A 26,939-nucleotide genomic window follows, 5' to 3' on the forward strand; every position below is an offset into this window, starting at 1 on the left:
TCATTGCTGAACGCTTTGGTAGCGGTCCAGCTCCGCAGGATCGACCACAGGCCAGCCCGCGCTATCCCACTTCATGTTCAGGACCTTCAGCTTTTGCAGGTATTTGTCGGCGGTTTCGTAGGCGTGCAGCACCATCACGTCCTTGCCGTCGAAGGTGTAGGCGCTGTTGTGGCCAAGCGCCTTCCACGCAGCGTTGCCCCGCACTACCAGCGAACCGCCGCCCAGCGCCATATCCTTGCCCTCCTTGTCGAGATATGGACCTGTGGCAGAGCGCGAACGTCCGACGACAACGTGGTAAGTGCTGCGCTCCTTCTGGCAGCACAGGCCCCAGGAAGCAAACAGGTAATACCAGCCGTTCTTGTGGAAGATGAAAGGCGCTTCAATCTCCGCCGGACCGCCATTCTCGTCCTTGGTAAAGGCCGGCCGTTCACGTGCGGCGATGGTGCGCCAGACTTGCGGCTCCGCCGGACGGGTCCACGTCTGGTCCAGCTTCACCATCTTGATGCCGCCCCAGAATGAACCAAATGCCATCCAACCCGTTCCTTCCTCGTCTTCCACGACATTGGAATCGATCGCATTCCAGATATCGCGGCCAGGCACCGACTGCACGACAATGCCCTGGTCCTCCCACTTGTAGTCAGGAGAGCGCGGATCAAGCGTCTTGTTCACCGTCACGCCAATGGCCGACGTATTCTTGCCGAACGCGGAAACGGAGTAATACAGCAGGTACTTGCCGTTGTGGCGCTGGATATCGGGCGCCCAGACGTGGTCGTCAAATCCAGGCGCCGCCTTGGCCGCCGCGGCGGGATGGCCGCTGAATATCCGGCCTTCCGCCCGCCAGTTGACCATATCCTTCGAGCTGTAGAAGGTGATGCCCGGCCCCGTCGAATACAGGTAATAGGTATCGCCCTGCTTCGCCATCACCGGATCGTGCACGCTCACCTGGCCAGCGAGCGCCGCCGCCTGTGCCAGCAGCATGCCGGCGCCGAATATCCACTTGATCATCATCTTAATTTCCCGTACGCGCGCCCCACAGCGAAACGCCGCCATTCGACTGCACCGTGAAGGTCACTACGAAGGCATCGGCGTTGGTATTCCACTGGCGCGACAATACCCCATTGTAGGTCGTGCCATCGGACAGCGCGATGCTTACCTTGTTGCTGCCCTGGTAAGTCCATGTGCCCGAAAGCGCACCGGTGACTGCGCCGCCCGCGGCCAGGGTGACGGCTTGCGATTGCTTGATCGTCGCCGAAATGTCCTTGCCATGGTTGATGACCTTGTAGGTCCCGGCAACGTCGGCCGCCGCCACGTCCGCCGGCAGCGCCGTGGCATTTTTCGACAGCGGAACGTAGCGGAACGGGGCCACCACCAGCCAGCCGTCGGCATTGACGAACATCTCGTGCACGCGCACTTCATGTACTTCGCCCATGCCCGGGAAGCGGGTGTGGAAGATCAGGAAGTATTTGCCTAACGCAGCATCGTAATAGGCCGAGTTGTGGCCCGGCGAGACGTAGCCCAGGGCCGTTCCCGTTTCTCCTGCAGCCAGCGCATACTGATGGTTCCCCATCAGCTTCTGGCCGTAGGGTGCGATACTGGCGTCGTCGAACAGAGGCAGCGCCGGGTTGGCCTTCACGTTTGCCATATCGGCGCCCGATGCGTCGACGTAAGGCCCGTCCGGGTTGAGCGAACGCGCCACGCGGATGTTGTAGCCGCCATTTGCATCGAGCCCGCCGAAGCTCACGAACAGATAGTAGTATTTGCTGTCCGGGCTATACAGGACGTAGGCGCCTTCAATGCGCGCATGGTTGCCGCCCATGAGGTGCTTGCCATAACCCTGGCCCGGCTTCTGCAAGCCAGTGGCCGGGTCCATCTCCATGATGAAGATGCCGCCCGAGTAGGAGCCGTAGACCATCCACAGCTTGCCGCTGTTGTCGCGGAAAACGTTCGGGTCCACCGTGTTCGGATGCCTGGTCGCATCGTAAATGGTGCCATCCGGGCTGACTTCGCCCCACATGCCGGACTTCAGCAGCAGCTGCTTGTTCACGTAAGGACCATCCACCTTGTCCGCCACGGCTACGCCGAGCGCGGAACGCGGGGAGTCGCCCTTGCAGGCGCAGTAGTACATGTAGAACTTGCCGTCGTCCAGTTTTGCGACATCAGGCGCCCACAGCGTATCCGTCTGGGCCCAGGTCAACGCCTCCGACAAAGCCACGGTGACGTTGTTGAACAGCGGGTTGCTGGCGTTGACGCCATCGGCGATCTTGGTCCAGTTCATCCAGTCGGTGGTTTTTGCCGCCGCCAGATGGGAGCCAAACACGTAGTACGTGTCGGCGGACCTGATGACCGATGGGTCATGCACCGATACATTGGTGAAGGCCACTGTGGTGACCGGCGGAACGACCGGTGGCGTTACCGGCGGCGTTACCGCCGGCGCGGTTGCACCGGACGAACCGGCGCCACCACCGCCGCCGCAACCGCCAATGGTTGCCAGCACCGCGCCGGCCGCCGCGGTACGCAGCAGCGTGCGGCGCTGCACGGAAATATTATCCACGTCAGCCTCCGACGGCCACGACCACGACCGACTTCGCTGGCATCTTCACGGTCAGCTTGCCGCCGCTGGACTGCACGTCGATTGGTGCAGGCTTCACCGCATCCGGCTTGGCGAAGGTGTTATGCGCATCCATCGCAGCTGCGGTCAGCACGCGCGCACTAGCCTTGCCCTCGCCAACGCCGGCAATACTCACCTCTTCCGCCTCGTTCGGGTTGGTATTCACCAGCGCGACGTAGACCTTGCCATCCTTGCCGCGCGCTGCCGAGGCGCTCACCTGGGGAATGCTCTTGCCGCCGGAGCTGAAATTGCGGTTGCCTTCCAGCGACAGCGGCAGCGTGGTCGCGCCCTGGAACGGCACGTACATTTCGTAAGCGTGATAGGTTGGCGTCAGCAGCATTTTCTCTTTATCGGTCAGCACCATCGCCTGCAGCACATTGACCATCTGCGCGATATTGGTCATGCGCACCCGGTCGGCATGGGCGTGAAAGATATTGAAGTTCAGCGCCGCCACCACCGCATCGCGCAAGGTGTTCTGCTGGTACAGGAAGCCGGCATTGGTACCTTTCTCCACGTCATACCAGGTGCCCCATTCGTCGACATAGAAGCCCAGTTTTTTCTCGGGATCGTTTTTGTCCAGGATCGCGGCGTTCTTGCTGATATGGTCTTCCATGCGCATGGTGGCCTGCAGGGTCGAGAACCATTCGTCGGCCGGGAAACCGGTAGCAGCCCCCTTCACTTCCCACTTGCCAGTCGGGATTGTGTAGTAGTGGAAGCTGATGCCGTCCGTCATATGCTTCGCCGATTTGCTCAGCTCCTCGGTCCAGCTGCCGTCGTTGTCGTTGCCGCCGCTGGCAACAAGCTTGGGACGCTGTCCCGGTGGCGTCTTGAGGAAGCTGACCGTCTGGCGATACAGGCTGGAATAATATTCCGGCTTCATATTGCCGCCGCAGCCCCACGCCTCGTTGCCAACCGCGAAGTACGCTACCTTGAACGGCTTGTCGCGTCCATTCTTGCGGCGCAGGTCAGCCAGGGAGGACTTGCTGTCGGAGGTCATGTACTCCAGCCATTCCGACATTTCCTGCGGCGACCCGGTACCCAGGTTGCCGTTCACGTAGGCATCCGCGCCGATCTGCTCGACCAGGTCAAAGAATTCATGGGTACCGACGGCATTGTTTTCTTCCACGCCGCCCCAGTTGGTGTTGACCTTGACCGGGCGCTTGTTGCGCGGGCCGATGCCTTCACGCCAGTGATATTCGTCGGCGAAGCAGCCGCCCGGCCACCGCACCAAAGGCACGTGCAGCTTCTTCAGCGCGCCGATCACGTCGTTGCGCCAGCCGCGCGTGTTGGGGATCTTCGATTGCGGTCCGACCCACATGCCGCCGTATATGCCGGATCCGAGGTGTTCGGCGAACTGGCCGTAAACATCCTTGTCGATCACCGGCCCTGGTTTGGCGGTGTCGATCTTGACCGTGGTGGCGGCTTGCGCATGGCTGGTCGCGGCGAAGGCCAGCGACAGGGCGATCATTGTCTTTTTCATCTAGTCTCCTTGTTTATTGTTTGAATACTGCTGCGAAGCCGCCTCTCAGCCGCTTCGTGATCCTGCTCAGACCCAGCCAGCGTCGACGATGAAGTCCTGCGCCGTGCACATGGCGCTGTCGTCCGCGCCCAGGAACAGGCACATGGCGGCGATGTGGTCCGGTAGAAGCTTGCCCGGCAGGCACTGGTTGCGCGCGATCTCTTCTTCCGCAGCCTGGTCGACCCACAAGTCCACCTGGCGCTGCGTCATGACCCAGCCCGGCGTGACGGTATTCACGCGCACATTGTGCTTGCCCAGGTCGCGCGCCATGCCGCGTGTCAGGCCATGCGATGCGGATTTGGCGGTGGCATACACCGGGTATCCCGCGCCTTTGGCGTGCCATGAAATCGAGCTGATATTGATGATCGAGCCACCACCCTTGGCCTTCATGCCCGGCAAGACCGCCTGGCATGTGAAGAACAGGGGGCGCTGGTTGATGGCGATGCGCTGGTCCCAATATTCGGGCGTGACGTCCTCGATGCTGTGGCGCTGGTCGTTGGCGGCGTTGTTCACCAATACGTCGAAGTCGCCGATTTCGGCCGCCAGCTCCCGCATCGTGCGCTGCAGCGAGGGAATGTCCGTGATGTCGCAGGAACGGAACAGCGGCTGCGCCGCGCCGCTGGCGGCGACGGCGTTGCACAACGCTTCACTGGCTTCCTTTGCGATGTCGACAAAGGCGACTCGCGCCCCCTGCCCGGCAAAGGCCTCAACGATGCTGGCGCCGATGCCTGTGCCGCCGCCGGTCACGAATACCCGCTTGCCTTTCAGGCTCGGGTAGTTGGCCGTTATTGTCATCTTGTCTCCGTATTATTTTTTCTTAGTGCTGGCCGAGGATGCCGTCGCGGCGGCGCCAGGTATTGCCCGGGTTCTCGTCGCGCAGGACCGGCGGCAGCAGCGTTGCCGGCAAGTCCTGGTAGCAGACCGCACGCAGGAAGCGGTAAATCGCCGCCGTGCCAACCGAAGTGCTGCGGCCGTCCGAAGTGGACGGGAATGGCCCGCCGTGCACCATCGCACTGGTCACTTCGACGCCGGTCGGGTAGCCGTTGGCCAGGATGCGGCCCGCTTTGCGTTCCAGCACCGGCAGCAGCTTGCGCGCAGCTTCGGCATCGCCGTCGGCCATTTGCAGGGTGGCGGTCAGCTGTCCTTCCAGGTGTTCCGCCACGGCGATCATCTCGTCGATATCGCGGCAAGCGATCACCAGCGATGCCGGACCGAATACCTCGTCCGACAGCGCGTGTTGCGCGAGGAAGGCTTGCGCCGTCGTACGGAACAGTGCCGCGCCGCCCTTGCAGCCGCTATGCATGGTGGCGATGACCGTTTCGACTGCGGCATTGCCGGCCAGCGCTTGCACGCCGCGCTGGTAGCTCCCTGCAATGCCGGCGCTCAGCATGGTGCCGGGAGCTACGCCGCCCAGCGCCTGCGCGGCGCTGGCGCAGAAGCGTTCCAGCCCCGGGCCTTCGATGCCCAGCACCAGGCCGGGATTGGTGCAGAACTGGCCCACGCCCAGCGTCAGCGATGCGGCAAATCCAGCTGCGATGCTGTCAGGACGGCCTGCCAGCGCTTCCGGCAACAGGAATACGGGATTGATGCTGCTCATTTCAGCGTAGACGGGAATCGGCTGTTTGCGTGCCGCGGCGGTTGCCATCAGCGCGGTGCCGCCGCTACGCGAGCCGGTGAAGCCGACCGCCTGGATCGCCGGGTGGGCGACGAGCGTCTGGCCGATATGGCTGCCGCTGCCGGTCAGCAGGGCGAACACCCCAGCCGGCAGGCCGCACTGTGCGACGGCCGCAACGACAGCGCGCGCCACCAGCTCGGAAGTCCCTGGGTGGGCGGAATGCGCCTTGACCACTACCGGACAGCCAGCGGCCAGCGCGGAAGCGGTATCGCCGCCTGCGACGGAGAACGCCAGCGGGAAATTGGAAGCACCGAACACGGCGACCGGACCGACGCCGATCAGGCGGAAGCGCAGGTCGGAGCGCGGCGGAGTGCGGGTTGGCAGCGCCACGTCGATGCGCGGATCGCACCACGAGCCTTCGCGCAGCAAGGTCGCGAACATCTTGAGCTGGTTGCAGGTGCGGGCACGCTCGCCTTCCAGGCGCGCTTGCGGCAGGCCGGTTTCGGCCATGGCGCGTTCGACCAGCTCGCTGCCGAGGTCCATGATATTGCGGGCGATTGCGTCCAGCAGTTCGGCACGGGCGGCGTCGCTGGTGGAGCGGAAAGTGTCGAATGCCGCGCCGGCCAGGCGGCAGGCTTGGTTCACCTGCTCGACGCTGACCGCGTTGAATTCCTCGCCGAACTGCTGCTCGGTGCCCGGATTGAAGGCGCGCTGAGCGGCGCCCTCTCCGCGTACGGACACGCCGCCAATAAGGGCTTCGCCGGTAATGGTCATAGTTGGTTCACTTTCTGGTAACGGGATTCCTGCACACGCAGGGGATTGCGCAGTGCCGGGCCAAATGCCGGCGCCTCGACTTCAAAGGTTTCACCCGGCTGCACGGAAATGCCGTCTGCAAAGCTCAGGGTGGCGGTGCCGAAGAAGTGGATATGCACGTCGCCCGGGCGGCAGAACAGCCCGTACTTGAAGTGGTGGTATTCCAGGTTGGCGATGGTGTGCGACATATTCTGCTCGCCGCTGACAAAGGTCTTCTGCCAGCGCACGGCGCCGTCCTTGCCGAGGATGCGCGAAACGCCGTCGATATGCTGCGGCAGTTCGCCGACGCGCAGCGCCGGCCCCAGCCCGCAGTTGCGCAGCTTGGAGTGCGCCAGGTAGAGGTAGTTCTGGCGCTCGGTCACGTGGTCGGAAAACTCGTTGCCGATTGCGTACCCCAGGCGGTAAGGCTGGCCATCTTCGCCGATCACGTACAGGCCGGCGATCTCCGGCTCTTCGCCGCCATCGAGTGAGAATTCGGGCATGCTCAATGCCTGGCCGGTGGCGGCCACGATGGAGCCGTCGCCCTTGTAGAACCATTCCGGCTGCACGCCGCGCTGGCCTTCGGCCGGCTTGCCGCCTTCCACGCCGAGGCGGAACATCTTCATCGAATCACTGAGCGACTCGACGTCGCCGCCGATCTTGCGGTGCATGGCGTCGCGCGCATCGGCGCTGCCCAGGTGGGTCAGGCCGGTGCCCGTCACGTAGCAATGCGCCGGGTCGGCGTGGTCCAGCGGCGGCAGGATGCGGCCGGCCTTGGCCACCGCTTCGTAGCTTTCGGTCGTGGCGCCGATCGCAGCTTGCGCCATTTCGGCCAGGCCCTTGAGGTGGACGATGGCGCGCTGCGCCAGTTCGTAGGTCGTGCTGACGCCGTCCAGCACGCGCAGTACATCGCCGTCCAGGGCGGCTACGCGGCGCGCGCCGCCTTCATTGGTAAATTGTACGAGCAGCATAAGTTCTCCTTAGTGCGAATGGCGCGGCACTGCGGAACCGCGGCAGCCGACCAGGAAGTCGAAGTCGCAGCCTTCGTCGGCCTGCAACACGTGGTCGATATACAGTTGCTGGTAGCCGGACTTCGGCGGCTCCTGCTGCGCGGCGCGTGCGGCCAGGCGGGCCTTCATTTCCTCGTCGCTGATTTCCAGCTGCAGCTTGTTGTTGGCGCAATCGAGTTCGATCCAGTCGCCGTCTTTCACAGCGCCCAGCGGACCGCCGGCCATCGCTTCCGGGGCAACATGCAGCACCACGGTGCCGTATGCGGTGCCGCTCATGCGCGCATCGGAAATGCGCACCATGTCCTTGATGCCCTTGGCCAGCAGCTTCGGCGGCAGGCCCATATTGCCAACTTCGGCCATGCCCGGATAACCTTTCGGGCCGCAGTTCTTCATCACCAGGATGGAGTTTTCGTCCACGTCGAGGTCCGGATCAATGATGCGTTCCTTGTAGTGGTCGAAGTTCTCGAACACCACGGCCTTGCCGCGGTGCTGCATCAGGTGCGGCGAAGCGGCGGAAGGCTTCAGCACCGCACCGCGCGGCGCCAGGTTGCCGCGCAGGATGCAGATGCCGCCGTCGGCGATCAGCGGGTTGTCGATCTTGCGGATCACTTCATCGTTGTAGATCGGCGCCTCGGCGCAGTTTTCGCCGATGGTCTTCCCGTTCACCGTCAAGGCATCCGGGTGAGGCAGCAGGTTGGCCTCGCCCATGCGGCGGATCACGCCCGGCAGGCCGCCTGCGTAGTAGAACTCTTCCATCAGGTAGCGGCCGGAAGGCATCAGATCGACGATGGTCGGCATGCCCTTGCCCACCTTGGTCCAGTCTTCCAGCTCCAGCGGCACGCCGATGCGGCCCGCGATGGCTTTCAAGTGGATCACTGCGTTGGTCGAACCGCCGATGGCGGCGTTGACGCGGATCGCATTTTCAAAGTTTTCGCGCTTGAGCACTTTGGACAGGCGCAGGTCTTCCCACACCATCTCCACGATGCGGATGCCGGACATATGGGCCAGCACGTAGCGGCGCGCGTCGACAGCGGGAATGGCGGCATTGTGCGGCAGCGACGTGCCCAGCGATTCGGCCATGCAGGCCATGGTGGAGGCGGTGCCCATGGTGTTGCAGGTGCCGGCGGAGCGCGACATGCCCGCCTCGGCCGACATGAACTGGTGCATGGTGATCTCGCCGGCCTTGACCTGCTCGTGCAGCTGCCACACGGCGGTGCCGGAGCCGATGTCCTTGCCGTTCAATTTACCGTTCAGCATCGGGCCGCCGGTAACGACGATGGTCGGGAGGTCGACCGATGCGGCGCCCATCAGCAGCGCCGGGGTGGTCTTGTCGCAGCCTACCAGCAGCACGACCGCGTCCATCGGATTGCCGCGGATGGATTCTTCCACGTCCATGCTGGCCAGGTTACGGGTCAGCATGGCAGTCGGGCGCAGGTTGGATTCGCCGTTGGAGAAGACCGGGAATTCAACCGGGTAGCCGCCCGCTTCCAGGATGCCCTTCTTCACATGTTCCGCGAGCTGGCGGAAATGGGCATTGCAAGGGGTCAGTTCGGACCAGGTATTGCAGATGCCGATGATCGGCTTGCCGCGGAATTCGTGGTCAGGAATGCCTTGGTTCTTCATCCAGCTTCGGTACATGAAGCCGTTTTTGTCCTGCGTCCCGAACCATTCGGCCGAGCGCAGTTTTATCGTTTTCTTTGTCTCTGACATGGATTCCTCCGCTTATCGATGGAGGAAATGTTACGGCGCAGAGCAATATATTTCTAATGACTTATTTGTTGGTATCAATACCGAAATCAATATCGGGAAAGGCGGAACGCCAGCGTATTTTCATACACCTCGCCAGGGCGCAGGATCACGCTCGGGAAGTGCGGCTGGTTGGGCGAATCCGGGAAGTGCTGCGGTTCCAGGCAAAAGCCGCCGCGGTAGGGGAAGCCCAGCGAACCGTCGAGGAAATTCCCGCTGTAGAACTGGATTCCGGGCTGGTGAGTGAGTACTTCCAACTGGCGCCCGGAGCGCGGCTCGCGCACGCGCACCATGCAGCGCAAGGGGGCCTGCCCGGCCGAGGGGGCGGCAAGGGCGAAGTTATGGTCGTAGACCGTTTCGCCGATGGCGCGCGGCGTGCGGAAATCGAACGGTGTGCCCGCCACGGGCGCCAGTTCGCCGGTCGGTATCAAGCCATCATCGACCGGCGTGTAATGCGGCGCATCGATCCACATTTCGTGATCGTTGATGCTGCCTTCGCCGGCCAGGTTGAAATAAGCGTGGTGGGTCAGGTTGACCGGCGTGGCGCGGTCGGTCGTTGCCCGGAAGGCGACCGTCAGCGCGCCGTCGTCGCCCAGGGTGTAGCGGGCCTGCACATCCAGGTTGCCGGGATAGCCCTGCTCTCCGTCCGGGCTGCGGTAGCGCAGCACCAGCGCCTCGCCTTCCACTGCGGCGCCCCATACGACTTTATCGAAACCCTGGGCGCCGCCATGCAGGTGGTTGGCGCCGTCGTTGACGCACAGCTGGTGCTGCACGCCGTCGAGCGTGAAGCGGCCGCCGGCGATGCGGTTGCCGCAACGGCCGATCAGCGCGCCGAAATAAGGCGAACGGCCGAAGTACTCGGCCGCCGTGTCGAAGCCCAGCGTGACGTTGGCCAGCCTGCCGTCGCGGTCGGGCGCAAAAATATGGGTGACGGTTCCGCCGTAATTGGTGATCCTGACCTCCATCCCTTGGGCGTTGGTCAGGGTGAACAGGGACAGCGGCGTGCCGTCCGGTGCGTGGCCGAAAGGCGCGCTTTGGATCATGTTGTGCTTACTCGATAACAGATGGACGTCCGAAGACGGGCATTCCCTGCGCATCCCAGCGCAGCGGCTTGACGAAAGTATGGCGGTCCGGATTCCACAGCGGATCGCCGACGATTTCCGTGTAAGTGCGGGCATGGTACACCAGCAGCACGTTATCGTCCGCATCAACCGTGAAGCTATTGTGCCCCGGCCCGTAGATACCGTGTTCAAAGCAGGTCTGCAGCACCGGCTGCTGCGACTTGGTCCACGCAGCCGGGTCGAGCAGGTCCGCATCAGCATCTGCCCACAACAGTCCCATCGCGTAATTCTCGTCGGTGGCGCTGGCGGAATAGCTGATGAACACCTTGCCGTTGCGCTGCAGGACGGACGGCCCCTCATTGACCCAGAAGCCGCGGATCTCCCAATCGAATTCCGGCTTGGTCAGCATCACTGGCTTGCCCTTGATCTGCCACGGCGTTTCCATCTCCGCGATATAGAGATTGGAATTGCCTTCGATGGCATTGTCCTTTTGCGCCCACAGGTAGTACAGCTTGCCCTTGTGGGTGAACGTGGTCGCGTCCAGGCAGAAAGTGTCGATGCCGGAATCCACCTGGCCCATGAACTCCCACTCGCCTTCCAGCGGATTGGCGCTCTTGTTGCGGATGGCGTACATGCGGTGCTGGAACAGCTTGTACTTGATCTCGCGGCTCGGCGCAGCGGCGAAGTAGACGTACCACGCGCCCTGGTTGTAGTGCAGTTCTGGCGCCCAGATCAATTCACTGTACGCACCGGTATCGGGCTTATGCCACACGTCCACGGTCGGCGCATCGCGCAAGCCTTCGATGGTGCTGGCGCGGCGCAGTTCGATGCGGTCGTATTGCGGAACCGACGCGGTGAAGTAGTAATAGCCGTCGCTGTGACGGACGATGTAAGGATCGGCGCGCTGCTCGATCAGGGGAGACAGTTTTTGCATATTCAAGCGGTTACATAGCCATGGGACTTCATGCGCTCCTTCACGGTGCCGTAATATTCGTCGCTGATGCGATAGGCGAACATCAACAGCCCCATAAGCAGGTGGAAGAAGCCCGGAATCACCGACAGCATCAGGGCGATGCCGTTCAGTGCGACTTCGGATTGCGCCTGGTTCGGCACATAGTGGAAATAAGTCAGGAGCACGCCCACCAGGCCGCCGGCGATTGCCATGCCGGCCTTCTGGCAGACGGAGATGCCGCCGAAAGCAAAGCCGGAGACGCGCTTGCCGGTCTTGACCTGGCCGTAGTCGATCGTCTCGCCGATGGCCGACCAGAACACCGGCGCATGCAGGTCGACGATGAAGGACAGCGCGAAGAACAGGGCGAACGCCAGGACCGTGTCGCCGGGCTTGACGAGCAGGTAGATCGCCAGGCTGATGCCCGCGACAACCAGCTGCGTCCAGCGGAACAGCTTGACCTTGCAATACACCTTGGTGATCCAGGTTGACGCCACCATCGACAGGATGGCCGCCGCCACGCCGGTGGACAGGAAAGCCGACACCTGCACGGTATCCAGTCCCAGGTAGTACTTGGCGTAATAGATCGCCACCGAGCCGCGCACCACGTAGCCGATAGTGCCCGTCACACACACGCCGCACAGGATCAGCCACTGGTCATTCTTCATCAGCACCTTCAGCTGTTCGGAAAGCGACTGGCGCACCACGACATGGTGCACACGCTCGGTCGTGGTGAAGAAGCAGAACAGGAACAAGCCCACGCCCAGCGCCGCCATCACCGCCATCGCCATCTGGTAGCCGTGGGCGGGATTGCCTGCGCCCCAGCGCTCGGACAGCAGCGGCACCACGATCGTCACCAGGAAGGCGCCGATCTTGGCAAAGAACAGCCGGTAGCCATTGGCGGACAAGCTTTCCTTCGGATCGCTGGTCAGTGCGCTAGGCAGGGAAATATAGGGAATGCCCACGCCGGCCGTCATCACCGTCATGATGATGTAGGTGGAATAAGCCCACACCAGCTTGGCGTCATAGCCCCAGTCCGGCGTGGAAAACACGAAAAGGATGCTCACGCCATAAGGCACTGCGAGCCATAGCAGGTAGGGACGGTAGCGCCCGAAGCGGCTGGTGAAACGGTCGGTAATCTGGCCCATGGTCAGGTCAGCCACCGCACCGACGATCTTCACCAGCACGAACAACAGCGCCAGGTCTTGCGTACGCAAGCCATAGATGTCGGTGTAGAAGTACGTAATGATCAGCATCATGGAGGAAATCACGACGTTGAGCGCCGCATCCCCTGCCCCGAAGCCCGCTTTTTCAAGCACCGACATCTTTTGGTTTTGCATGGTAAATCAGTTCTTCCAGTTCAGCATCAGGCCGACAGTGCGGTCGTAGCGGCGGGTATCGCGCGGATACACGTTCGCGTCGGTCCAGTAGTCGACGTATTTGAAGTTCAGCAAATTGGTGCCGGTCAGGGTCAGCGACAGGTTCGGGGTGAACTTGTAGCTGATCGAACCATCCAGGCTGCTGGTTGGCGCAGCGATCAGGTCGCGATTCGGCGCCGTGCCCTTGATCGCAGACGTGTCGCCATACACCTGCACGAACTTCGAGCGCCAGTTATAAGCCAGGCGGCCGGAGATGCCGTTCTTCTCATACAACAGCACGATGTTATACGAGTTCTTGGACATGCCCGGGAAAGTCAGGTCGCCAGGGCCGATGGAAGACGACGTGACCCCGCCTTCCATATAAGTGTAGTTCAACTGGGTGCCAATGCCGCTCAGCCAGCCGGGCAGCTTGTCGTAGAACTGCTGGTAGGACAGTTCGACGCCCTGCAGGTGTCCCTTGTCGGTGTTGAACGGACGCGTGGTCAGGTAATTCACGCCCTGATAGACCTCAGGCTGGGCGCGGCCGACGATGTAGCCGTCGAAGTTATGGCGGAATACGGTGCCGCTGACCATCGCCGCCGGGGCAAAGTACCACTCCAGCGCCGCATCGACGTTCTGGCCGGTGACAGGTTTCAGGTCTGGATTGCCACCGGAAGCGGAAGCCTGCACCGTGTTGCCGTTCGAGTTCACGTAGGCGGTGCCGGGGTTCAGCTGCGAGAAATCAGGACGGGTCAGCGTTTTCGCATAGGCCAGGCGCGCGATCAGGTCCTTGCGCAGGGTCGCCTTGAACGAAGCGCTCGGCAGCGTGTCGGTGCCGGAGCTGCTCTTCGGCGTCGCCACCGGCACGCCGTTCACCATGCTGTAGCCCAGCAGGTCCGAATCGGTCTTGGTCACGCGCACTCCGAACACGCCGTCCACCGGAATGCTGGCGATATCGAAGCCCACGCGCGCCTTGCCGTAGAAGGCGTAGTTCTTCTCGTTGACGGAGAAGAAGGAGCCTTGGTCAAGCGCCTTGGCTGCCGACGAACCGGTGACCGCCTGGCGCACGTCATTGGTGTTGTTCAGCAGGTAGCTGGCGCACGGGGTATACCAGAAGGCGGTGCCGTAATCTTCCGACAGCGCGCGGTTGGTGCAGGTCATGCCTGGAAGGGTCGCCACGGAGACGCGGGTCGACGGGTTGAATGCATCCGGCGCACCCATGCTGCCTTCCACGGACTTGATCGATTCCGCGCTGCGCTTGTTGAAGCGCACGCCGGCGCTGAATTCCTGGAAGAAGCCATCGGATGCCGGCGTGTAGCTGGCATCGGCGCGCCAGTCGGTGGATGCGCCCTTGTCGTTGCCGTAACGGTCAAACAGCTGGAACAGGTAGATGTTCTTCGGATCGGTCATGTCCATGCCGCCGTAGCGCACGAAGGCGCCGCCGTTGAGATTGGTCTTCACGAAGACGTCCGGCACGGTGACCATCGCATCCAGGATCGGGTTGCGCCAGTCGTATTTCGACTTGGTGCGCGCCAGCTCGGTGCTCAGGCGCAGGCCGGGCGCGGCGTTCCACTTGGCGCCGATGGCGGTCTGCCAGGTGGTGTTCTGCGATGCACGGGCCTGGGTCGACAGGATGGTATTGGCGTCGTGCGAAGTGAGCTCGTCGATCTGGTCGGTGCCGGCGATCTTGGTGGCGCTGATCTTGTCGCCCGGCGCCCACCATGGCAGGCCGACGAAGAAGTCCGTCTCGTCCTTGTTCTTGTAGCGGGAGTAGATGCCTTCGGCGTAGATCTCAGTGTCCTTGTTCGGGCGCCATTGCAGGGCGAAGTTCTCGGCGGTGCGTTTGCGCTCGCCGTAAATGCCTTGCAGGCCAACCAGGTCAGGGCCGGTCAGGTTGGGCAGCAGCCAGTCCTTCTGCACCGGGAAGGTGTTGAAGCTGCGCTCCTCGTGGAAGTTGTTGCGTACATAGGAAAGGCCGAACAGCGCGCCGATTTCACCATATTCGGTTTTCCAGCGGTTTGAAATCAGGCCGTTGGCTTCCGGGTCGGTCTTCTTCGCCTTGTCCTGGTTTTTTACGCCGCCGTTGGCGCTCAGCGTAAAGCCCTTGAAGTCGAAAGGACGGTTGGTGCGGACGTCGATCACGCCGGCGATGCCGCCCTCCACCAGTTCAGGGCTTTGCGACTTGTACACGTCAACGCGCTGCAGCATGGCGGACGGAATATCGGCCAGCTGGATATAGCGGCCGGTGGTGGTGAACATTTCGCGGCCGTTCAGCATGGTGGCGATGCCCGGCAGGCCGCGGATCAGGACGGAGTTTGCTTCACCCGCATCGCGGCGCACCTGGATGCCAGGAACGCGGGCCAGGGTCTGTGCCACGTTCGTGTCCGGGAATTTGCCGATATCGTCGGCCACGATGGAGTCGACGACGTTGTCGGCCTTCTGCTTGATGTCCAGCGAGCTTTGGGCTGCAGCGCGCACGCCGCTCACCTGCACGACGGCGACTTCGCCCTCATTGGCCTGCTGGGCGAAGGACGGCATGGCGCTGGACAGGCCGATCCCGGCAAGGGCGGCGACGGATACTTTGAGTGCAAACGGGCGGCGAGGCACAGCCAGCCCAGGCACGGATGCTTGGCGCTTCATAGGTCTCCTGACTATAGTTTTTGTAAGCTACTGAATCCCGGAATTCATCTTAGGTAAATCACTGAGAACTAACTAATCAATTTTTTTCAAAGTTCGATATCAAAATTGATATGTCATTCCGGTTGATCTGCGTCATGGAAACAGGCAGGCGAGATGCAGGATTATGCAGGTAACGAGCCATCCTGCCTTCTTCCCGACATGAACTTACCTCTCTTAGCGGTACTCGCCGCCTCCACCCTTGGCACCTCAGGGGCCTTTGACCAGCAGGGCCGCTTGTGGGTAGCGCGCACCGGCGACAACGGCATCGTCCTGCAATCGAGCGCCGACGAAGGGCGCACCTGGACGGCGCCGCGCCAGGCCCTGCCCAAGCCGGAGGCGGTGGAAGCCAACGGCGAAGCGCGGCCGAAAATCGCCTTCGGGCCGCAGGGCCAGCTCTATCTGAGCTATACGCAAGCGTTGGCCAAACACCACACCGGCAATATCCGCTTTACCCGCTCGCTGGACGGCGGCGAGACTTTCTCCGCCCCGGCCACGGTGCAGCGCGACCGCGCGCCGATCGGCCACCGCTTCGACGACATCCAGGTCGACCCGCAGGGCCGCATTTTCCTCACCTGGCTGGACCAGCGCGACAACGACGCAGCCCAGGCTGCGCAGCGCCCCTATCGCGGCATCGCCATCTACTACGCCGTTTCCACCGACGGCGGAGCCAGTTTTGGCGAAGACGTCAAGCTGGCCGACCACACCTGCGAATGCTGCCGCATCGCCACCGCAGTGGCGCCGGACGGACGGGTTGCCGCCATGTGGCGCCAGATTTTCGTGCCGAATGTGCGCGACCACGCCGTGGCCTGGCTGCCTGCCAACGGGCGCCCTGCCGCGCCGGCGCGCGCCACCGAAGACGGCTGGAAAATCGACGCTTGCCCGCACCACGGCCCCTCGCTAGCCTTCGACGGCAAGGGCCGGCGCCACCAGGCCTGGTTCAGCGCGGCCGGCGACGAAGGCGGCGTGTTCTATTCGGGGAACGGGCAAATCATGCGCCTGGGAGGCCCCCAGGCCGAGCACGCCGAAGTCGCAGCCGCCGGCCAGCACGTCGCCGTTGTCTGGAAAGAGTTCGATGGCACGGCGACCGGCATCAACGCGCAGCTGTCGGCCGACGGCGGCGCCACCTGGAGCAAAACCACCATCGCCACCACGCAAGGCGCTTCCGACCATCCGCACCTGATGCGGCGCGGCGCTGAACTCTGGCTGCTGTGGCGCACCGCCGATGACGGAATCATCGTCCGCAAACTTGAGGACAGACCATGAAGATGATGCATCCCCTCGCCGCAGCCGCCGTGGCGGCCGCCGTCGCCATCCTCGCCGGCATGGCCGCTTCCGCGCCGGCCAATGCCGCCAACGCAGGCATCGCCGTTGCGCCGGCCGCCAATACCGGCCGGGCCGAGAGCACCCTGAAAGCTTTCGAGCCGCAAAGCGCCGAACAAATCGCCTCCAGCCACAAAGGCAAGCCTTTCGTGGTCCTGGTCTGGTCCATGGATTGCGAATTTTGCCAGCATAGCCTGGACGTGCTGTCGAAAGCCCGCGCCGCCAACCCGGGCTTCGACATCGTCACTATCACCACCGACCCGCTCTCCGACGCCGCGCTGGCGCAGATGGTGAAGAAGCGCCTGTCCGGCATCGACCTGCTGGCCGAAGCCTGGAGTTTCGGCAGCCAGGCGCCGGAACGCCTGCGCTACGCCATCGATCCACGCTGGCGCGGCGAGAAACCCCGCAGCTACTGGTATGACGGCCAAGGCCAGCGCGTCGCCTATTCCGGCGTCATTACCCCCGCCGTGATCGACAAGATGCGCTGATCGCGAATCCTTGAACGAGTTCAAGGCCGCGCAGCGCCTCCATCGCTACGATGGACACATGTTCCCGCAACGTGCCACCCGCCGCCTCGTCACCCTGCTATTGCTGCTGTACGTAGCACTGCAAGGCTATGCCGCCGCCGCGCAGGTTGCGATGCCGATGATGGACCACGCCGCCTGCGCGGAGCATCACGGCGGCGACGATCAACATGGGATGGCGGACTGCTTCGTCCAGTGCGCGCTATGCGGCGCGCCGGCGATGGCGCCCGGCTTCAGCAAGCCCACCATCCCCGTACCGCATGACCTCACAGGTCCTCGGACCGCCATCACCGCGGCGCAGTACGATGGCGAATCCCATCTGCCGCACCAGGCGCGGGGACCTCCCGCCGCACCGTGACACCTGCTCTTATTCCAAGGCGCCGCCGCCCCCGGCGGCGCCCCGCAACGACCTATATATTTTCGATATAGGAACCGCGAAATAAGCCATTGGTAAGCTATTGCAGTGAACCGTAGGATTGTGCTGCCGGATCCCGTCCCACAACACATAACTACGAGACATGCCCGATGACGACCCCGCGATTCCCAGCCTTGCTGGCCCTGGCCAGCGCATTGTCCGCAGCATTTCCCCTCGCTGCCGGCGCAGCTCCCGCAACCAGGTATGCCGAATGGGAGCAACCGGAAGTGGTTCAAGTGAACCGCGAACCGATGAAAACCACCTTCTTCAATTTCGAACGGCGCGACCTGGCGCTAAAGGGCGACAAGGCGGCTTCGCAGTATTTCCTGTCGCTGGACGGCACCTGGTCCTTCGCCTACTCCCGCAACCCGGAATCGCGTCCGGTCGAATTCTACAAACCGTCCTTTGACGTCAGCCGCTGGAAAACCATCCAGGTTCCGGGCATGATGCAGGCGCAAGGCTACGGCCAGCCCTACTTCAACAACAGCGACTACCCCTTCCCGCCCAACCAGCCCTACATCCTGCACAGCATGAACGAAGTCGGCTCCTATCGCCGCGACTTCGACCTGCCGGCCAACTGGGATGGGCGCGACGTTTTCCTGCATATCGGCGCCGCCGGCGCGGCCTATTACATCTGGGTCAACGGCCAGCGCGTGGGCTACTCGGAAGACTCCAAGCTGCCGTCCGAATTCAAACTGACCCGCTTCCTGCGCCCGGGCAGCAACATCATCGCCATCGAGCTGTATCGCTTCGCCGACGGCTCCTACCTGGAAGACCAGGACTTCTGGCGCGTTTCCGGCATCGAGCGCAGCGTCTATGTGTACGCAGAGCCGAAAGTGCACCTGCGCGACTACACCGTGCACGCCACGCTGGACAAGGCGTCCTACCGCGACGGCGAATTCACGCTGCAGCCGGAATTCACCGGCGCGGCGCAGGGCAAGCTGACCGCCACCCTGCTGGACGGCGACAAGCCCGTGCTGTCGCTGGAAACCGCCGTCAACGGCGGCAAACCGGCTACCACGCTGCGCGGCACCATACCTGGCGTACGCCAATGGTCCGCCGAGACGCCGAACCTGTACCGCCTGCTGCTCGAATTCCACGACGCCAAAGGTGCGCTGGTCTCGTCGACCTCGAGCAAAGTCGGCTTCCGCACGGTCGAAATCAAGGACGGCGAATTCCGCGTCAACGGCAAGCGCGTGATGATCAAGGGCGTCAACCGCCATGAACACGACCCGCACACCTTCCACGTCGTCTCGGAAGAAACGATGCGCAAGGACATGGAGCTGATGAAGCAGGCCAATATCAATGCCGTCCGCACGTCGCATTATCCGAACGACCCACGCTGGTACGACCTGGCCGACGAATACGGCCTGTACGTGATGGACGAGGCGAACATCGAGTCGCACGAATACATGGGCAAGGGCGACCAGAACCCCGCCGAACGCGAGAAGATCCAGCTGGGCTACCAGAAGGAGTGGGCCATCGCCCACCTGGACCGCGTCAGCCGCATGGTGCAGCGCGACCGCAACCACCCGAGCGTGATTTTCTGGTCGCTGGGGAACGAGGCAGGCACCGGCCCGAACTTCGAACGCGCGGCCAAATGGGCGCATGAGCAGGACCCGGACCGCCTGGTCAGCTATCTTGGCCACGGCACCATCGGCGAAGAGCACCTGCCGAACGATTACGTCGACATTTATGCCCCGATGTACGACCCGATCGAAAAGATGATCGACTACGCACAGGACCCGCGCTACAAGCAGCCGATGATCCAGTGCGAATACGCGCACGCCATGGGCAACAGCCTCGGCAACTTCGAAGACTACTGGCAAGCGATCCGCGCGCACCGCAAGCTGCAGGGCGGCTTTATCTGGGACTGGGTCGACCAGGGCATGCTGCTGAAGGACAAGCAGGGCCGCGAGTTTTGGGCGCAGGGCGAGGACTACGGCCCCAACCCGCGCAAGGATATGTCGGAAGTGGGCGACGGCCTGGTGCAGGCCGACCGCACGCCCGATCCGGAATACTACGAAGTGCGCAAGGTATATTCGCCCGTGGTATTCGAAGGCGATCCGGCCTCCGGCAAGCTGCGCGTGGTCAACCGCTACGACTTCGCCGACCTCTCCCGCTTCGATTTCGACTGGTCGGTTGCGCGCGACGGCAAGCAGGTCGCAGGCGCAGCGCTGGCCGGCGTCAACGCTGCCGCGCAATCTTCCGCGGATGTGGCGTTGACCCTGCCCGCCTTCGAGCGCGATCCCCGCTACGAGTATGTCCTGACCTTGCGCGCCAAAGCCCGCGACGGCGCCATCCCCGGCGTCCCGGCCGGCACGGTGCTGGGCTTCACCCAATTCGTTCTGCAGTCGCCCGCAGCAATCGCCGCCGACGGCGGCAGCGGCTTGCGCTGGGTGGCGCCGGTACGCGCCAAGGGCGGCCTCGAACTGCGTGCCAGCGGCTCGGTGCTGTCAGTCGACGCCAGCAGCGGCAAGCTGGCCTACTCCAGCGGCGGCAAGCAGCTGCTGACCGGCGGCATGCCGAACTTCTGGCGCGCCATGACGGAAAACGACATGGGCACGGGCCTGAACAAGACGCATACCATCTGGAAGAAGTTCAGCGAAGAGCGCAACGTACGCGCCATCGACCTGCTGCCCGACGGTGTGCGCGTCGAATATGTGTTCGGCGCAGGCTCCGCGCGCTGGAACGCCACCTACCGCATGGACAGCAAAGGCGTGGTGCAAGTCATGGCTACCTTCACGCCGCTGCGCGGCGACTTGCCGGACCCGCTGCGCATCGGCATGCGCTTCGACAGCAACTCCTTGCTGGACACGGTCGAGTGGTACGGCCGCGGTCCCCAGGAATCCTACGCCGACCGCACCAGCGGCGCCGCGCTGGGGCGCTACAGCGGCAAGCTGGCCGACCAGTACCACAACTACATCCGGCCGCAGGAAAGCGGCAACAAGACCGGCGTACGCTGGCTGGCCTTGTCCGGCGCCGGCAGCGGCATCCTGCTGCGCGGTGCGCAGCCGCTGTCGGTCAACGCCCTCGCCTTCCCCTACGAAGACCTGTACCCGCGCCCACGCGGCACCTGGCATAGTTCCGACATCCGCCCGCACGGCGACGGCTCCCTGCTGGTGGACGCCGTGCAGACCGGCGTTGGCGGCGACACCGGCTGGAGCCAGGTCGGCCGTCCGCACATGAAGTACCGCGTCAAGCTGGAGCCAACCAGCTACCAGTTCACCATCGCACCACAAGGAACCGTGCAATGAGCCACAACCCTACCCGCCGCCGCGTCTTGGCCGGCGCCGCCGCGGCCACCGGCGCGGCCCTGCTGCCTATGTCCGCCACCGTGCACGCCGCCGCCAGCGCGCGCTTCAGCATCGGCAAGGACGACTTCATGCTCGATGGGAAACCGCTGAAGATACGTTGCGGCGAAATGCACTTCGCCCGCGTCCCGCGCGCATACTGGCAGCACCGCCTGCAAGCCATCAAGGCGATGGGCCTGAACACCGTCTGCGCCTACCTGTTCTGGAACTACCACGAATGGCGCGAAGGCCGCTACGACTGGTCCGGCCAGCGCGACGCGGCCGAATTCTGCCGCCTCGCGCAGCAGGAAGGCTTGTGGGTCATCCTGCGCCCAGGCCCTTACGCCTGCGCCGAATGGGAGATGGGCGGCTTGCCCTGGTGGCTGCTGAAAAAGAACAGCGGCGACGCCTTCCTGCGCACGCGCGACGACGCCTTCATGAAGCCCGCCAAGCGCTGGCTGGCCGAAGTCGGCCGCGTGCTCGGTGCGCAGCAGGTCACGCATGGCGGGCCGATCCTGATGGTCCAGGTCGAGAACGAATACGGCTTCTTCAGCGACGACCTGGAATACATGCGCGGCCTGCGCCAGGCTCTGCTCGACGCCCAGTTCGACGTCCCCCTGTTCCAGTGCAATCCAACCAACGCCGTCTCCAGAACCCATATCCCCGAACTGTTCTCAGTGGCGAACTTCGGCACCGACCCCGACTCGGGCTTCAAGGCCCTGCAGGCGGTGCAGCAAGGGCCGCAGATGTGCGGCGAATACTATTCCGGCTGGTTCGATACCTGGGGCAACCCGCACCGCCGCGGCGCCGCCACCAAGGCCGTGGAGGATATCCAGCACATGCTGAAACTGGGCGGCTCCTTCAGCCTCTACATGGCCCATGGCGGCACCACTTTCGGCCTGTGGGGAGGCTGCGACCGGCCGTTCCGCCCCGACACCAGCAGCTACGATTACGATGCACCGATCGGTGAAGCCGGATGGATCGGGGAGAAATTCCAGGCTTACCGCAAGGGCATCGAGCCCTTCCTGCAGCCTGGCGAAACGCTGCCGCCGCCACCTGCGCGCCAGCCGGTGATGGCGATTCCCGCTTTCACCCTCAAGGAATCCGCCTCCGTCTTCTCCGGCATGCCGCAGGAAGCGCGGCGCGACGTGTCGCCGCGCCCGATCGAAGAGTACGACATCAGCCGCGGCCTGGTTTCCTACCGCGTCACCCTGCCCGCCGGGCCGGCAGGCAAGCTGTCCGCCGCCAAGGTGCGCGACCTGGCCTGGGTTCACCTGGACGGCAAGTTGGCGGGGACTTTCGACACCCGCCACCGCCGTTTCAGCATCGACTTGCCGGCACGCGACAAGCCAGCCACGCTGGAGATCCTGCTGTACACCATCGCCCGCGTCAATTTCGGCCCGGAAGTGCACGACCGCAAAGGCCTGCACGGCCCCGTGCAATTCCTGCCCAAGGGCGGCGCCCCGCTCGCACTGGAAAACTGGGAAATCCGCGCCATCGACTTCGACGCGGACGGCGTGCTGCCGCCGCTTGAATGGAAGCAGCAGCGCACGCGCGGCCCGGCCTTCTGGCGCGGCACTTTCGATGCGGCGAAGACCGCCGACACCTTCCTCGACATGTCGGCCTGGGGCCAGGGCGTCGTCTGGATCAACGGCCGCTGCCTGGGACGCTACTGGAGCATCGGCCCGACGCAGACAATGTACCTGCCAGGCCCATGGCTGAAGCGCGGCCGCAACGAAGTCGTGGTGCTGGACCTGACCGGCCCGCAGCGCGCCGAATTGCGCGGGCTGCAAGCGCCAATCCTCGACCGCCTGCAGCCCGAACGCGACCTGCCCCGCCCTCCGAGCAAGGCCAAACTCAAACTGGACGGCGTAGCGCCGGCCTACAGCGGCCAGTTCCAGCCCGGCAGCGCCACCCAGGACGTACGCTTCCCAACGCCCGTCAGCGGGCGGCAGTTCTGCCTCGAATCGCTCGACGCTTTCGACGGCAAGCAATACGCCGCCGTGGCCGAAATCTCCCTGCTCGACGCCAAAGGCAAGCCGATCGACCAGAGCGCCTGGACCATCGCCTACGTGAGCAGCGAAGAGGCCCGGCGCGAAGACGGCCAGGCCCTGAACGCCATCAACGGCCAGGCCAGCGACTTCTGGCACACGGCGTTTGGCAACGTTGGCGGAAAGACCATTGCTTCCGGCCATCCGCACCGCCTGGTGATCGACCTGGAAAAGACCGTCGAAGTGGCCGGCATCCGCTATACGCCGCGCCAGGGCGACGACAAGGTGACGGGCCGCATCCGCCGCTTCAACGCCTATCTCGGGGCGCAGCTGGTGGATCCGGGGGAGTAAGCGACGCTATGCCCAATCGATATAGAACGCTATAAATTTCTCATATTTCTGGACTAGCTCGCCACGGTAGACTTGCCCTAACACTTCACCCACGAACAGCAAAAATGAAGATTACCAAACTGACCACCTACCGCATCCCGCCGCGCTGGATGCTGCTCAAGATTGAAACCGACGAGGGCATCGTCGGTTGGGGCGAGCCGGTCATCGAAGGCAAGGCACGCACGGTGGAAACAGCCGTCCACGAGTTTTCGCAATACCTGGTTGGCCAGGATCCGCGCCGCATCAACGACCTGTGGCAAGTCATGTACCGCGGCGGCTTTTACCGCGGCGGCGCCATCCTCATGAGCGCGATCGCCGGTATCGACCAGGCGCTGTGGGACATCAAGGGCAAGGCGCTCGGCGTGCCGGTGTACGAGCTGCTGGGCGGCCTGGTACGCGACCGCATGAAAACCTATAGCTGGGTGGGCGGCGACCGTCCGGCCGACGTCATCGACGGCATCAGGAAGCTGCGCGAAGCGGGCTTCGACACCTTCAAGATGAACGGCACCGAGGAATTCGGCATCATCGAAAGCTCCGCCGCCGTCGATGCCGCCGTGCAGCGCATTGCGGAAATCCGCGACGCCTTCGGCAACCAGATCGAATTCGGCATCGATTTCCACGGCCGCGTTTCCGCGCCGATGGCCAAGGCGCTGCTGCGCGAACTGGAGCCTTACCGCCCGCTGTTCGTGGAAGAACCGGTGCTGGCCGAGCAGGCCGAGTACTACCCGCGCCTAGCCGAATCGACCTCGATTCCGCTGGCGGCCGGCGAACGCATGTTCTCGCGCTTCGAATTCAAGAACGTGTTCCAGGCTGGCGGCATCAACATCGTGCAGCCGGACCTGTCGCATGCCGGCGGCATCACCGAGTGCGTGAAGATCGCCGGCATGGCGGAAGCCTACGACGTGGCCCTGGCCCCGCACTGCCCGCTTGGCCCGATCGCGCTGGCGTCCTGCCTGCACGTGGACTTCGTCTCGTACAACGCCGTGCTGCAGGAACAGAGCATCGGCATCCACTACAACAAGGGCGGCGAGGTGCTCGACTACGTATTGAACAAGGAAGACTTCAAGATCGAAAACGGCTACATCAAGCCGCTGCCCAAGCCAGGCCTGGGCGTGGAAGTCGATGAGCAGCGCGTGATTGAAGCCAGCCGCAATGCGCCCGACTGGACCAACCCGCTGTGGCGCCACCCCGACGGCAGCGTCGCGGAATGGTAAGCCACGCCGACAGCGCCAGCCTGCTCGGCCTCGATTGGGGCAGCAGCAGCCTGCGCGCCTTCCTGCTCGGCTCCGGCGGCAAAGTGCTGGCGGAACGCAGCAACAGCCAGGGCGCTTCCACCCTGTCCGGCGTGCCTGCCTTCGCCGATGCGCTGCAAGGCATCGCCGGCGACTGGCTGGCCGCCCATCCGGGCCTGCCCATCCTCGCCTGCGGCATGATCGGCAGCCAGCACGGCTGGCGCGACGTGCCTTACGCCGCCTGCCCGGCCGACGCCGCCGCGCTGGCGGCCGGCATGCTGTCCAGCCCCGGCGCCGAAATCAGCATCGTGCCCGGCATGCTGTACGACGACGGCGCCCTGCCACCGGACCTGATGCGCGGCGAGGAAACCCAGATCGTGGGCGCCCTGCAGCTGCAGCCCGCGCTGCGCGAAGCATCCTGCATCGTCCTGCCCGGCACCCATTCGAAATGGGCGCAAGTGAATGACGGCCGCCTGCGCCGTTTCGCCACCCATATGACGGGCGAACTGTTCGCCGTGCTGCGCAGCCACTCCGTGCTGGGCCGCCTGATGGGCGACAGCGGCGCATTCGCCGAACACGCTTTTGTGGCGGGCGTCGACGCCGCCCGCGATTGCGGCCACCTCGGCATGAGCCACCAGATTTTTGCGGCGCGCACCCTGGGCGTCACCGGCCGCGCGCCGGCCAGCGACCTGGCCGACTATCTTTCCGGCCTGCTGGTGGGCCACGAATTGCGCGCCGGCCTGGCCTGGCGCGATGCGGCGGGCCTGGCGCAAGCACCGCTGGCCCTGGTCGGCAGCCACGTGCTGTGCCAGCGCTACGCCCTTGCGCTGCAGCGCTTCCAGGCCGAACCGCCGCTGCTGCTCGATAACACCGCTCCGGCCGGCCTGTACCACCTGGCGCGCGCCGCCGGCATGATCAAGGATTGAAATGACGAATACCCCCGCCTCCCCCTTCCATGCCGCTTTCGCAGAGTTGCCGCTGGTCGCCATCCTGCGCGGCATCCAGCCGCATGAGGCCGAAGGCATCGGCGCCGCCCTGTATGACGCGGGCTTCCGCCTGATCGAGGTTCCGCTGAATTCTCCGCAGCCGCTGGAATCCATCGCCCGCCTGGCGCGCAGCCTGCCGTCCGGCGCGGTGCTCGGCGCCGGCACCGTTCTGAGCACCGCCGCCGTGCAGGATGTGCGCAATGCCGGCGGCCAGCTGATCGTCATGCCGCATTCGGACACCGCGGTCATCCGCGCCGCCAAGGAAGCCGGCATGTACTGCGTGCCCGGCGCCGCCACGCCGACCGAAGCTTTTGCCGCCGTCCACGCCGGCGCCGATGCGCTCAAGCTTTTCCCGGCCGAACTGGTGACGCCAACCGTGATGCGCGCCATGCGGGCCGTGCTGCCGCCGGCACTGCCGCTGCTGCCGGTCGGGGGCGTCACTCCGGGCAGCATGGCAACCTGGCGCGCAGCAGGCGCCACCGGCTTTGGCCTCGGCTCGGCACTGTACCAGCCAGGCCTGGGCGCAGCGGCCGTCGCCGAACGCGCACGCGCCTTCGTTGCAGCCTGGAGGCAGGATGGAACAGCGCGCCCTGCCTGAAGCAGCGCTGCCTTCCGCCCAGATCGGCGCCCTGCTCTGGCATGACGGCTGCTGGTGGTGGAGCGATGCCGCCGCGCCGGCGCTGAAAGCCTGGCGCGGCAAGGGCCAGCCGGAAACCAGCCGCCTGCCCGAGCATCTCGCCGCGTTTGCTTTCTGCCGCAGCGGCAAGCTGCTGCTGGGCCTCGACAAATGGCTGTACCTGGCCGAGCGCACGCCGCCCGGCGCGCTGAAACTGGCGCGCCGCCTTCCCCTTGCGGTAGCCGCCGTCGATCCCGCCGAAGCGCGCACCCGGATCAGCGACGGCTGCGCCGACCGCCATGGCAATTTCGTCCTCGGCACCGCCAACCTGCATCCCGGCGCGCCGCCGATCGGCAGCTTTTATCAATATTCCCAGCGCCACGGCCTGCGCCGCCTGGCCTTGCCCACCGTCGCTGCAGCCCATGGCATCGGCTTCAGCGCCGATGGCGCCACCCTGTATTTCGCCAATGGCGACGGCAGCGAAATACTGGAAACTACGTATGACCCGGCGCGTGCCGAAGTCGGTAGAATCAAACGGTTCGCCAGCCTTGGCGGCGCGCGCCTCGGCGGCGTTACGGTCGATGCCGCCGGCAATCTGTGGGCGGCATTGCGCGAGGAAGGGCGGCGCGGCCGCCTGGCGCAATTCGCACAAGGCGGCGTGCTGCTGCAGGAGATTGCATTGGCCGCCACGCATCCCGCGCGGCCCGCTTTCGGTGGACAAAAGATGGAACAATTGGCTGCCGGCGCCCGCGATGGCGGCTTGCACACCATCGAGATGGCCGGCGTGCAGGGACTTCCCCCGTCCCTGTTTGACGACGCTGCCGATTGACGCTGC

General features: G+C 64.2%; 20 protein-coding genes. 9 read left to right on the forward strand and 11 right to left on the reverse strand.

What is annotated here, in order from left to right; genetic code table 11:
- From GM658_RS20855 to GM658_RS20905, 11 genes are all read right to left on the reverse strand, one after another.
- Nucleotides 1-1,008 (reverse strand): arabinan endo-1,5-alpha-L-arabinosidase, encoded by a 1,008-nt coding sequence (locus GM658_RS20855; protein ID WP_308612985.1) that lies wholly within the window; start codon nt 1,006-1,008, stop codon nt 1-3.
- Nucleotide 1,009: 1 nt separating this feature from the next.
- On the reverse strand, nt 1,010-2,551 hold the full coding sequence (locus tag GM658_RS20860; protein ID WP_371865200.1) for a glycoside hydrolase family 43 protein: 1,542 nt from the start codon (nt 2,549-2,551) through the stop codon (nt 1,010-1,012).
- A gap of 1 nt (nt 2,552) precedes the next feature.
- On the reverse strand, nt 2,553-4,088 hold the full coding sequence (locus GM658_RS20865) for an alpha-N-arabinofuranosidase (protein ID WP_155455983.1): 1,536 nt from the start codon (nt 4,086-4,088) through the stop codon (nt 2,553-2,555).
- A gap of 66 nt (nt 4,089-4,154) precedes the next feature.
- Nucleotides 4,155-4,922 carry an SDR family NAD(P)-dependent oxidoreductase gene (locus GM658_RS20870; RefSeq protein ID WP_155455984.1) on the reverse strand — a complete coding sequence of 256 codons (768 nt, stop codon included), beginning with the start codon at nt 4,920-4,922 and terminating at the stop codon, nt 4,155-4,157.
- A 22-nt stretch (nt 4,923-4,944) separates the two neighbouring features.
- A complete protein-coding gene (locus GM658_RS20875) occupies nt 4,945-6,516 on the reverse strand; it encodes an aldehyde dehydrogenase (NADP(+)) (RefSeq protein WP_155455985.1) in 1,572 nt (523 codons plus the stop codon).
- Nucleotides 6,513-7,505, reverse strand: a complete 993-nt coding sequence (gene araD1 / locus GM658_RS20880; protein ID WP_155455986.1) for an AraD1 family protein — start codon at nt 7,503-7,505, stop codon at nt 6,513-6,515. Before araD1 ends, GM658_RS20875 begins: the two co-directional genes overlap by 4 nt.
- A gap of 9 nt (nt 7,506-7,514) precedes the next feature.
- Nucleotides 7,515-9,254 (reverse strand): IlvD/Edd family dehydratase, encoded by a 1,740-nt coding sequence (locus tag GM658_RS20885; protein ID WP_155455987.1) that lies wholly within the window; start codon nt 9,252-9,254, stop codon nt 7,515-7,517.
- Between the two features lie 86 nt (nt 9,255-9,340).
- Complete coding sequence (locus GM658_RS20890; RefSeq protein WP_211841906.1) at nt 9,341-10,333, reverse strand: aldose epimerase family protein; 993 nt, start codon at nt 10,331-10,333, stop codon at nt 9,341-9,343.
- Between the two features lie 7 nt (nt 10,334-10,340).
- Nucleotides 10,341-11,285, reverse strand: coding sequence for a glycoside hydrolase family 43 protein (locus tag GM658_RS20895; RefSeq protein WP_155455989.1), 945 nt, complete (start codon nt 11,283-11,285; stop codon nt 10,341-10,343).
- Nucleotides 11,286-11,287: 2 nt separating this feature from the next.
- On the reverse strand, nt 11,288-12,640 hold the full coding sequence (locus GM658_RS20900; RefSeq protein ID WP_155455990.1) for an MFS transporter: 1,353 nt from the start codon (nt 12,638-12,640) through the stop codon (nt 11,288-11,290).
- 6 nt (nt 12,641-12,646) lie between these two features.
- Nucleotides 12,647-15,298 (reverse strand): TonB-dependent receptor, encoded by a 2,652-nt coding sequence (locus GM658_RS20905; RefSeq protein WP_155455991.1) that lies wholly within the window; start codon nt 15,296-15,298, stop codon nt 12,647-12,649.
- A 198-nt stretch (nt 15,299-15,496) separates the two neighbouring features.
- Between GM658_RS20905 and GM658_RS20910 the strand changes: the two genes are divergently transcribed.
- The 9 genes from GM658_RS20910 (at nt 15,497) to GM658_RS20950 (ending at nt 26,933) form a co-directional block, all read left to right on the forward strand.
- The gene (locus GM658_RS20910; RefSeq protein ID WP_155455992.1) at nt 15,497-16,600 is read left to right on the forward strand and encodes a sialidase family protein; all 1,104 of its coding nucleotides are present in this window, start codon (nt 15,497-15,499) and stop codon (nt 16,598-16,600) included.
- Nucleotides 16,597-17,145: a TlpA family protein disulfide reductase gene (locus GM658_RS20915; RefSeq protein WP_155455993.1), complete on the forward strand. Its 549-nt coding sequence runs from the start codon at nt 16,597-16,599 to the stop codon at nt 17,143-17,145. The genes GM658_RS20910 and GM658_RS20915 overlap by 4 nt, the downstream gene beginning before the upstream one ends.
- Before the next feature lie 10 nt (nt 17,146-17,155).
- Nucleotides 17,156-17,539, forward strand: a complete 384-nt coding sequence (locus tag GM658_RS20920) for a hypothetical protein (protein WP_155455994.1) — start codon at nt 17,156-17,158, stop codon at nt 17,537-17,539.
- A 167-nt stretch (nt 17,540-17,706) separates the two neighbouring features.
- Nucleotides 17,707-20,853: a glycoside hydrolase family 2 TIM barrel-domain containing protein gene (locus GM658_RS20925; protein WP_155455995.1), complete on the forward strand. Its 3,147-nt coding sequence runs from the start codon at nt 17,707-17,709 to the stop codon at nt 20,851-20,853.
- A complete protein-coding gene (locus GM658_RS20930; RefSeq protein ID WP_155455996.1) occupies nt 20,850-23,231 on the forward strand; it encodes a beta-galactosidase in 2,382 nt (793 codons plus the stop codon). The genes GM658_RS20925 and GM658_RS20930 overlap by 4 nt, the downstream gene beginning before the upstream one ends.
- A gap of 104 nt (nt 23,232-23,335) precedes the next feature.
- Entirely contained in the window at nt 23,336-24,484 is a 1,149-nt protein-coding gene (dgoD, locus tag GM658_RS20935) for a galactonate dehydratase (RefSeq protein ID WP_155455997.1), read from the forward strand.
- Nucleotides 24,478-25,428, forward strand: a complete 951-nt coding sequence (locus GM658_RS20940; RefSeq protein WP_155455998.1) for a 2-dehydro-3-deoxygalactonokinase — start codon at nt 24,478-24,480, stop codon at nt 25,426-25,428. The genes dgoD and GM658_RS20940 overlap by 7 nt, the downstream gene beginning before the upstream one ends.
- A 1-nt stretch (nt 25,429) precedes the next feature.
- Complete coding sequence (locus GM658_RS20945; protein ID WP_155455999.1) at nt 25,430-26,086, forward strand: 2-dehydro-3-deoxy-6-phosphogalactonate aldolase; 657 nt, start codon at nt 25,430-25,432, stop codon at nt 26,084-26,086.
- Nucleotides 26,064-26,933 carry an SMP-30/gluconolactonase/LRE family protein gene (locus GM658_RS20950; protein WP_155456000.1) on the forward strand — a complete coding sequence of 290 codons (870 nt, stop codon included), beginning with the start codon at nt 26,064-26,066 and terminating at the stop codon, nt 26,931-26,933. Before GM658_RS20945 ends, GM658_RS20950 begins: the two co-directional genes overlap by 23 nt.
- The last annotated feature ends 6 nt before the right edge of the window (nt 26,934-26,939 follow it).

It is taken from the genome of Massilia eburnea (genome assembly GCF_009720745.1).
GTDB lineage: Bacteria > Pseudomonadota > Gammaproteobacteria > Burkholderiales > Burkholderiaceae_D > Rugamonas > Rugamonas eburnea.